Below are 9,606 nucleotides of genomic sequence, written 5' to 3' on the forward strand. Positions count from 1 at the left end.
GCTGGAGCCATGCGACATCGATGTTGATCCGGCTCCGCTCCGACCTTCCGGGTGGTGGCGTATGCGGCCACCCGTGAACTCGTGCCGCTCTACGGCGTGTACGCCCTGCTCTTCGAGGACCACGGCCTCGGCACGGGTGAGATCTCGTCGCTGTTCGTGCTGTGGTCCGTCGTCGCGTTCGTCGCGGAGGTGCCGTCGGGCGCGTGGGCCGACACGGTGTCCCGCCGCGGTCTGCTGCTGCTCAGCTCGGCCCTGTTCACCGCGGGCTTCGCCCTCTGGCTGCTGTTCCCCGGCTACTGGGGGTTCGCGGCCGGCTTCGTGGCGTGGGGGATCAGCGAATCGCTGAAGTCCGGGACCTTCGAGGCCCTGGTGTACGACGAACTGTCCGCCCGCGGTGCGGCACACCGGTTCCCGGCGGTGCTGGGCTATGCGAACGCCGGTGAGACGATGTGCGTTCTCGTCGCGACGCTGTCGGCCGCACCGCTGTTCGCGCTCGGCGGCTATCCGCTCGTCGGATGGCTGTCGGTGGGGATCACCGTCGCCAACGGGTTGCTCGTGCTCGCCCTGCCGTCCGCACCCCGCGACACCTCGGCGGACGAGACCGGTTTCGTTCCGGGCAGTTTCGCAACTCGCTACCGCGCGGTGCTGCATGCCGGGACGGCCGAGGCGCGCCGCAGCGCCGGCGTCCGCCGCGCGGTGCTGCTCGCGGCGCTGCTGTCGGCGTGCCTCGCCTTCGAGGAGTACTTCGCGCTGCTCGCGCGCGAGGGCGGGGCGAGCACGTCCGCGGCGCCGGCGCTGGTGGCGATCACCGTGGCGGGACAGGTGCTCGGCGCCGCGACCGCCGGTCGCACCGCGGCGACGACCGGCCGCGCGATGGGTGCGGTGATCGCCGTCGGTGGCCTGCTGCTGGCAACGGGGGCCGCGCTCGGCGGAGTGGCGGGCTTCGTGGCGATCGGGATCGGCTACGGCGCCCTGAACAACGCGATGATCGTCGCCGAGGCGCGGATGCAGGACACCATGAGCGGAACCGCCCGCGCGACCGTGACGTCGGTGTCGGGCGTCGTCGGCGAGGTCGTGTCCGTGGCGGTCTACGCCGGATTCGCGCTGGGAACGGTATGGCTGCCGCTGTCGGCGGTGCTCGCGGCATGGGCGGTGCCGCTGCTCGGCCTGGCCGCCGCCGCGGTGCGGTGGCTGCCGCCGTCTCAGAGCTCTCTCAGATCGCCGGACTAGGGTCCTCCGCCGTGCGTGCCAGTCTCCTTCCCGTCCTGTTCGTCGCCGCCGGTCTCGGCCTGATCGGCACCGGCAGTGCCCTCGCCTACGCCCATGCGCCCACCGTCGCGACGACGACCGAGGCGCCGCCCCCGTCGACCGGCGACCCGCTCACCGACACCCGCGACAACCTGCAGCAGGCCGGACTGCCGCTCGCTCTGCTCGGCGGCGGAATCGGGCAGCTCACCGACGGCAGCCGGCAGCTCGACGACGGTGCTCACCAGCTCGCCGACGGACTCGCGCAGGCCAGTGCCGGCGGGCAGCAACTCGCCGACGGGCTCGGGCAGCTGCAGGGCGGGGTGGACCTGCTCGGCGACGGTGCGACCCAGGTCAGCGGCGGCGTCGACGAGGTCGTCGACCGGCTCGCCGGTTTCGGGGAGATGCAGGCGGGCGTCACCGAGCAGCTGACGGCCGTCGCCGGCACCCTGCGGCGCTCGCCCGACGCGGTGTCCCAGGAGGCCGCCGCCCGGCTCGACGGGCTCGTCGGCCGGCTGGACAGCGAGGGGCTCGGGCCGGAGACGCTCGCGCAGCTCGAGCAGTTGCGCGGCGGTGCGCGGCAGCTCGCCTACGAATTGAGTGACCCGAACGCGCAGTTCGTCGCCGGCATGATGCAGGCTGCCGACGGCTCGCGGCAGCTGCGCGACGGACTGATGCTCCTCGACGACGGCGGCCGGCAACTCGTCGACGGCACCGGGCAGCTCGTGGCCGGCGTGGGTCCGGTCACCGGGGTGATCGAGGGAGTCTCCGACAACGTGCGGGAGGCGACGGCCGCGCTGCCGAAGTCGCCGGCCGCCTCGTCGCCCGACGTCGTGACGACGGGGGCGACGACCGGGGAGCGGCAGTGGTGGCCGTTCGCGCTCGTCGCGTCGGGGGCGCTGGTGCTCGCCGTCCCCGCCCTGGGTCGTGGCCGAATGTCACATCGCTTCGATCGCATCGACCCGATGTGACATTCGGTCACCACACGCGGCGCGAGGGGTCAGAGCTTGCGGGAGCGCAGCTCGTGACCGCGGGAGGTCTTGCAGCGACCGGTGACGAGGTCCCACTGCCAGCCGTGCAGGTTGCAGGTGAGGCTGGTGCCCTCGACGACGCCGAACTTCGACAGATCCGCCTTCAGGTGCGGGCAGCGGCGCTGGATCTCGAAGCCGCCCAGCTCGATCGACGCGGAATCGTCGTGGGCTTCGGCGAACCAGCCGTCCGCGTAGGCGATCCGCTCGTCGGTGAGGCACTTGAAGAACGTGTACAGGAATTCGTTGTAGCCGCCCACCCGCCACGCCTCGAATCGGGTCGACAGGAAGATGGTGTTCACCCAGTCCGGCTCGTCGTCGCGCAGGACCGTGCGCACCAGCTCCGGAGGAATGCGGAAACCGTAGCGGTACTTGCCTTCTCCCTCGATGGGTTCGCGGACGACCCGCTTGGGGAAGTCCAGCACGACCGTCTCGTCGCCCATCACCAGGCCGACGGGGTAGCCGATGCCGTCGCAGATCAGATCGGACTGCGCCATGATCGGCTCGAACTTCGCCTTGAGCGGACCGAGCAGCGGCTCACCCTCGGCCGGGGCCCACGTCGCCTTCTCGGCCTCGAGCACCGGGGCCAGGCGCTGGGCCATCTCCTCGATGTACGCGGCCTTGTCGGTGAAGATCTTCTCGACGTCGGCGTCGGGGATCGGATGGGTCAGCGTCATCGACTCGCTGCCGTGCACGTCGAGGACCGAGCCGGGGATCATCAGCACGCCACCGTCGTTGCCGTGCAGGCGCATCTGCTCGAGGAAGACCATCTGGTCGGGGAAGATGTTGCCCTCGTCGCCGTGGTCGTCGTTGAGGTGGCGCAGCGCCGGGTCGAGGAACACCGGCGGACCGGCCGACGGGACCACCCACGTCGCCCCGACCTGGTCGATGTAGCTGCGGCAGCGGTCCATGCCGCGCTGGCGCTTCTGCTTGCCGAAGTTCGCCTTGGTGCGCTTGGGGATGTCGTAGACCATCGGGTACCAGATCGCGCCCGAGTACTGCAGCAGGTGGACGTCGATCTTCCCGAAGGACTCGAGCATCGTGTCCATCTCGACCGGGCGGGCGTCGTTCATGTTGAACACCGTGGTCTCGCCGTCCGAGACGACGAGACCGGAGTCGCCGATCGGTCCGTCCGCGGGTGCGCGCAGGGCGATGATCATCACGTCCAGGTCGCCCTCGGGCCCGCTGACGGTGTGCTTGACGGAATCGGTCGTCTCGAGGAACTTCGTGAACCCGAGCTTCTCGAGCTCGCGACGCAGGTCCGGGACCGGGAAGTCGGGCAGCAGCACCGTCGCGTCCTTGCGGACGTGCTTGCTCAGGTTCTCCGGGTCGAAGTGATCCTTGTGCAGGTGCGAGACGTACAGGTAGTCGACGTCGCCGAGCGCACCCCAGTCCAGCTGCGTGTTGTCCGGGAAGGGGAACCACGACGCGAAGTACGCGGGGTTGACCCACGGGTCGCACAGGATCGATCCCGCTTCGGTCTGAATGTGGAACCCGGCGTGTCCGACGCTGGTGATCTGCACTTCGTTGCCTCCTGACGTGCTGACCGACGTACCCCCAAGGGTAGGGGGACGCCGGTGGGGCGCCTCGCCCAGGCGGTGAACCCGGGCCGGATACGGGCCGTTGATCCCGAATCGGGCGGGCCCGCGGACATCGGGCGAAGCCCGCGGGCGCCGATCCGGCTACTCTGACCGACTGTGGAACCCTTCTACCGGACCGTCATCGGCCTCGCCCGGACCGTCTTCGCCGCGCAGGGACTGAAGTTCACCGTCACCGGCGCCGAGAACATCCCCGCCGTCGGTGGCGCGGTGATCGCCATGAACCACGTCGGCTACATGGACTTCACCTACGCGGGCCTGCCCGCCCGCACCTCCAAGCGCTACATCCGGTTCATGGCGAAGAAGGAGGTCTTCGACCACAAGATCTCCGGTCCCCTGATGCGGGCGATGAAGCACATCCCCGTCGACCGGGCCGACGGCGCCGACTCCTACCGCGCCGCCGTCGACGCGTTGCGGGCCGGTGAGCTGGTCGGCGTGTTCCCCGAGGCCACGATCAGCCGCAGCTTCGAGATCAAGGGCTTCAAGACCGGTGCCGCGCGGATGGCGATCGAGGCGAACGTCCCGATCATCCCGGTCGTCCTGTGGGGGTCGCAGCGGGTGTGGACCAAGGGCCACCCGAAGCGGCTCGGCCGCACGAAGACGCCCATCTCCATCGCGGTGGGCGAGCCCATCCGGCCGTACGAGTCGGCGTCGGAGCTGACTGCGGAGTTGCACAGCAGGATGGAAAGCATGCTGCGGGAGTTGCAGAGCAGCTACGTGCACGAGCCCGGTGCCTACTGGGTGCCCGTGCGGCTCGGCGGCACCGCTCCGACGCTCGCGGAGGCCACCGCGCTCGACGACGCCGACACCGCCGCACGCAAGGCCCGCCGCGCGCAGAAGGATGCCGGCACCGACGGGTGACGGCCCTACGGCGCGGTGACTCCCGGATGCGCCGCGCCGTGGCGGACCGGCACAATGGCGAAGTGAGACGAGATCTGCCGAGCCTGGTTGCCACCGACGTCGACGGCACCCTCATCGACGACGAGGAGCGCGTCTCGGACCGGACCCGCGCGGCAGTACAGGCCGTGGTGTCCTCCGGGACGCCGTTCGTCCTGGCCACCGGTCGTCCCCCGCGATGGATCCCGCCGGTGGTCGAGCAACTCGGCTTCGCGCCCCTGGCGGTGTGTGCCAACGGTGCGGTGCTCTACGACAGTGCCGCCGACCGCGTTCTCAGCGCCGCCGTGCTGTCCGCGGACGAACTGGCCTGGGTCGCCGACGTCGCCAACAGTGTGCTGCCCGGCTGCGGTCTGGCCGCCGAGCGGATCGGGGCGAGCGCCCACGACGCCGCGACACCGCAGTTCGTCAGCGCCCCCGGCTACGAGCATGCGTGGCTGAATCCGGACAACACCGAGCTCGCCGACCACGAGGTGATCGCCGAGCCGGCGGTGAAGCTGCTGATCCGGTTGGCGTCGGCGACGAGCCACGAGATGGCCGAGGCGCTGGCTCCGCGGCTGTGCGGCATGGTGGACGTCACCTATTCCACGGACAACGGCCTGATCGAGATCTCCGCCTCCGGGGTGACCAAGGCGTCGGGCCTGCATCTGATGGCCGAACACCTCGGGGTGGCCGCCGACGGGATCGTCGCGTTCGGGGACATGCCCAACGACATTCCGATGTTGTCGATGGCGCGGCACGGGGTCGCGGTGGAGAACGCGCATCCGGACGCGAAGGCGGCCGCGGACGAGGTCACCGCCACCAACACCGAGGACGGGGTGGCCCGCATCCTCGAGCGCTGGTGGCGGTGACGGATCGATCGGTCAGGGCGCCGGAGCGGGGGCCGGCGCTTCCGGTGCCAGGGCCTCGGGAGCCGGGGCCTGGGGGGCCGGAGCCTGGGGGGCCGGAGCCGGGGCCTCGGGGGCCGGCGCGGCGGCCGGGGTCTGTGCCTGTTCGTACGCGTCGTTGTAGGCGCGCAGCACCTTCGTCACCGCGCCGGTGAGCTCGTTGAAGATCAGCGAGCCGAACTCGAAGTCCGAGCGCCAGCCGTCCGGGACGCGGTACTCGTCGCTGGTCGGCAGGCCGAGTTCACCCGCGTCGAGGCCGCTGCGCTGCCACGTCTTGTAGATCTCGCCGAGCACCGTCCACACACCACCGTTCGGCGAGGTGTAGATGGCGCCGTTGACGAACTCGGCGCGTTCGTACCCTGCCTTGGCGGGCAGGATGCCGGACACAGCGGCCCCCAGACGGCCGGTCTCGCCGCCCTCGGCGATCCACTTCTGGGCCAGCGGCGAGTTGTCGGTGAGCCGGATCAGCTCGCCGACGAGGTCCGCGACCTTCTCGGCCGAGCCGGTGTCTGGCAGGCGGTCCGCCGAGCCGGTGTCTGGCAGGCGGTCCGCCGAGCCGGTGGCCGGAGCCCCCGCGTCGACGTCGGGCACCTGTGCGCGCGGGTTGTCGGTGACGAGGTCGGACGAGTCGTCGCTGGGCTCGGACGGCGTGGTGCTCTGTCCGGCGGCGGTGGCCGCGGCGATGTCGCGGATCTCGTCCATCTTCGCGTAGCCGGAGTCGCCGGGGCAGCTGGTGTTGCCGACGTCGCGGTGCGCGAAGATGATCGGCAGGTCGACGGCCGCGCCCTGCGGGTACGGGGTGAAGGACGTGCCCTCCGAGTACATGGTGGTCTCGCCCTCGGGGTCGAGCCCCGCCTTCGCGAGCCGCCAGCCGAGGAAGCGGCCCACCGCGTCGACCGCGGCCTTCGGAGGCTCGACGTTGGAGAAGTCGCCCATCATCGCGATGCCGACGGTGTTCTCGTTGAAGCCGCCGGCGTGCGCGCCCTGCACGGGCTTGTCCAGGCCGCCGGCGCGGCCCTCGAAGATCTGCCCGTATCGGTCGACGAGCACGTTGTAGCCGACGTCGCACCAACCCAGGGTCTGCGCGTGGTAGGCGTAGATGGCGCGCACGATCTCCGCCGATTCGGCCTTGGAGTAGTCGTTGCTGCCGGCGGTGTGGTGCACGGTGGCTCCGCCGAGCGAGTCGTCGTAGGTGGCGTCCTGACAGCGGATGGACTCGTCGGCACCCCACTGCGCTCGGGTGATCACCTTCGGCCCGGACCCTCCGACCGGACCGGCGATGTCGTCGAGCGCGGCGTCGGCGCTGCTCGACCCCGGGTCGATGAGCACGGCGCTGACGTCCTCGGTGGCGGCGGGTTCCTGGGCGTGCAGGGGCCGTGACGACGACGCGGGCGCATAGCCCAGCTCCGGCTGGGCGGGAGCGGGGGCCGGTGCGGGTGCCGGGGCCGGCGCGGGGATCTCGGCGCCGGCGAGTGTCGGTTCAGGTTTCGGGCGCGGGGTGAGCAGGACCTGCACGACCTTCGTGGCGCCGACGTAGATCGGTTCGGTGCCAGCCCGCTCGTCGGGCGTCTGGTCGTCGCGGCTCGTGTCGATCGGTTCGGTGGCCGTCCACGGCCCCCAGCTGCCGTCCTCCCGCTGGGCCCGGATGCGCGCGTCGGTGTCGGCGACGTCCTTGGCGGCCAGCGCGATCATGCTGAACGGGGCGTCCCTGGTGAGCTGCTTGACGGTCGCTCCGATGCGGTCGACGACGTCCGCGGCCGCGGGGGCCGGCGCCGGGGTGGTCGACGGGGCGGGCGCGGCGATCTCCGGCAGCCCCGCGGCGAGTTCCCTCAGGCTCAGATCGGGCAGGTTCAGGCCGGTGAGTTCGTGGATCGGGATCACGATGTCCGGCACGGATGCGAGCACGACCTCCGCGATCTCGGGCGGTACGACGGTGGGGACGGACTCGTTGGTGGTGCGGACGTCCGATGTGGTGCTCGTGACGCCGTAGACGGCGAATGGGCTGGCGACGGCCAGGGCGGCGACGGCACCCAGGACGATCGACGGCTTCGGTCGGCGATGCGGCACGGTGCTTCTCCCTGTCGGTGTTCGCGGCGGTCCTCGGCGGCCGGGCGGCGCTCGGCCGAGGCCGAGGAGCCGGCTCGAATCGAACCGAATCCTCCGTCATCCGGACGACCCGACGTGCGGAACGGCCGAGAATCGTGTGCAACTTGTGATTCTGGTGTTACTGCTGTGGCTGTTGTTGCTTCATTCAGTCACTCTTGCCACACTAGTCGCAGACAACCTTAAGCCTCAACCTGAGCTTGAGGATCCGTCTCGAATGTCCGATACGCGCGGACCTGCGTCCGGGCGGCACACGGTGCGAGAACGAGGGAGTGCAGCGCATGCCACGAATGTCCATCCGCCGGACCCATCGCCGGCGGCGTCTCGTCGTCGGACACCCCCTCCGCAACGGCTGGCGGCCCGCCACGGCCCGCGCCGCGGCGATCGGCCTCGCCCCCGCGCTGCTCATCGGCGCCGCGATCGGCGGGGTGATGCACGTGCGCACCGCCGAACCCGACGTGGCGCAGGCCGTCGCCGCCGACACCCCGTTCACCTTCGTGGGCTTCGGTCACGGTCACGGTCGCGGCATGGGCCAGTGGGGTGCCTACGGCTACGCCTCGCAGCACGGCTGGTCCGCCGATCGCATCCTCGGCCACTACTACGGCGGCACCACCCTCGGCGCTCTGCCCGAGAACACCATGATCGCGGTCCGGCTCGTCGGGCAGGACGACGCGCCCCTCGACGTCTACTCCGACACCGGGATGACCGTCGCCGGCCGGCAGACCGGGCCCGGGGAGGCCGCCCACCTGACGCCCACCGCGGACGGGGGAGCGGACGTCGTCGTCACCGCCGGCTGTTCCGGCGAGGTGCTGTGGCAGGGCCGCGCCGACCTGCCGTGGGTCGACCCCGTCGACATGGGTGAGGGCCGGCCCGTCGCCGAACACCTCAAGCTCTGCGGCAACAGCGCCCCCTACCGCGGCTCGCTCGGTGTCGTCCTCGACGGCGCGGCGCCGCGCACCGTCAACCGGCTGTCGATGGAGGACTACCTGCTCAGCGTCGTCCCGGCCGAGTCGCTGCCCAGCTGGGCCGACACCGGCGGGGCCGAGGCGCTGCGCGCGCAGGCCATCGCCGCCCGCTCCTACGCCGCGGCGGAGAACCGCTCGCCGCTGTGGCAGACGTGCGACAGCCAGAACTGCCAGGTGTATGCGGGGTCGAGCAAGGAGGACCCCCGCACGAACGAGGCGGTGAACTCGACCCGCGGCACCGTCCTGATGACGGACGGCAAGGTCGTCGCCAGCGAGTTCTCGGCCTCGACGGGCGGCTACTCGGCCGGTGGCACCTTCCCCTCCGTGGAGGACCTCGGGGACGCCGTCGCTCCCAACCGGCAGTGGGCCGAGACGATGACCGCGGGGGAGATCGGCACGGCCTTCGGGGTCGGCGAACTGCAGGCGTTCGAGATCGTCGGCCGCAACAACCTCGGGGCCGACGGCGGCCGCGTCACCCACGTCCGCATCGTCGGTGCCGACCGCACGGTCGAGACCACGGGTGCCGAGGCGCGCGCCAAACTGGGGCTGCGCTCCGACTGGTTCACCGTCCAGGAGGGTGCGGAGGCCGCGGTTCCGCCGTCCACTCCCGCGCCCGAGCCCGGTCCCGAGGTCGGCGACGAACCCTTCGAGACCGGTCATGGCTCGCCCATCGAGGAGAAGTACCTCGAGCTCGGCGGGCACGACGGGGCCCTGGGCACCCCGGTCGGACCGGAGCTGATGCTGCCCGACGAACGCGGCAAGTTCCGCGTCTTCACCGGCGGCATCATCGTCTGGACCCCCGACCTCGGCGCGCAGGTGATCGACTCGAGCATCATGCGCGAGTGGCTGCCCGGGACGGGAAGCGCCGAGTAGCACCTGGTTTCGT

The 9,606-nt window shown here is 71.2% G+C and carries 7 protein-coding genes; 5 read left to right on the top strand and 2 right to left on the bottom strand.

Annotated features, from left to right (window positions below):
• Positions 1 to 51 precede the first annotated feature (51 nt).
• Together RR3_RS22845 and RR3_RS22850 are read left to right on the top strand one after the other, a co-directional pair.
• Positions 52 to 1,230: an MFS transporter gene (locus RR3_RS22845; RefSeq protein WP_048774114.1), complete on the top strand. Its 1,179-nt coding sequence runs from the start codon at positions 52 to 54 to the stop codon at positions 1,228 to 1,230.
• 11 nt (positions 1,231 to 1,241) lie between these two features.
• A complete protein-coding gene (locus tag RR3_RS22850; RefSeq protein ID WP_010596209.1) occupies positions 1,242 to 2,216 on the top strand; it encodes a membrane protein in 975 nt (324 codons plus the stop codon).
• A 29-nt stretch (positions 2,217 to 2,245) separates the two neighbouring features.
• Here the strand turns inward: RR3_RS22850 and RR3_RS22855 are convergent, their stop codons facing one another.
• The gene (locus tag RR3_RS22855; RefSeq protein WP_010596208.1) at positions 2,246 to 3,796 is read right to left on the bottom strand and encodes an MBL fold metallo-hydrolase; all 1,551 of its coding nucleotides are present in this window, start codon (positions 3,794 to 3,796) and stop codon (positions 2,246 to 2,248) included.
• Positions 3,797 to 3,970: 174 nt separating this feature from the next.
• Here RR3_RS22855 and RR3_RS22860 point away from each other — a divergent pair, with 174 nt between their 5' ends.
• Together RR3_RS22860 and RR3_RS22865 are read left to right on the top strand one after the other, a co-directional pair.
• On the top strand, positions 3,971 to 4,732 hold the full coding sequence (locus RR3_RS22860) for a lysophospholipid acyltransferase family protein (RefSeq protein ID WP_010596207.1): 762 nt from the start codon (positions 3,971 to 3,973) through the stop codon (positions 4,730 to 4,732).
• Between the two features lie 62 nt (positions 4,733 to 4,794).
• Positions 4,795 to 5,616: a Cof-type HAD-IIB family hydrolase gene (locus RR3_RS22865; RefSeq protein ID WP_010596206.1), complete on the top strand. Its 822-nt coding sequence runs from the start codon at positions 4,795 to 4,797 to the stop codon at positions 5,614 to 5,616.
• Between the two features lie 12 nt (positions 5,617 to 5,628).
• Here the strand turns inward: RR3_RS22865 and RR3_RS22870 are convergent, their stop codons facing one another.
• The gene (locus tag RR3_RS22870; RefSeq protein WP_072786569.1) at positions 5,629 to 7,719 is read right to left on the bottom strand and encodes an N-acetylmuramoyl-L-alanine amidase; all 2,091 of its coding nucleotides are present in this window, start codon (positions 7,717 to 7,719) and stop codon (positions 5,629 to 5,631) included.
• A gap of 326 nt (positions 7,720 to 8,045) precedes the next feature.
• Here RR3_RS22870 and RR3_RS22875 point away from each other — a divergent pair, with 326 nt between their 5' ends.
• Entirely contained in the window at positions 8,046 to 9,593 is a 1,548-nt protein-coding gene (locus tag RR3_RS22875) for a SpoIID/LytB domain-containing protein (protein ID WP_082170430.1), read from the top strand.
• Positions 9,594 to 9,606 lie beyond the last annotated feature (13 nt).

Origin of the sequence: Rhodococcus ruber NBRC 15591 (genome assembly GCF_001894945.1) — a bacterium.
In the GTDB taxonomy this organism is placed as follows: Bacteria; Actinomycetota; Actinomycetes; order Mycobacteriales; family Mycobacteriaceae; genus Rhodococcus; species Rhodococcus ruber.

Coding starts and splice junctions, on each gene's coding strand:
- RR3_RS22875 (WP_082170430.1), top strand. CDS start 8,046: ATGTCCATCCGCCGGACCCATCGCCGGCGGCGTCTCGTCGTCGGACAC.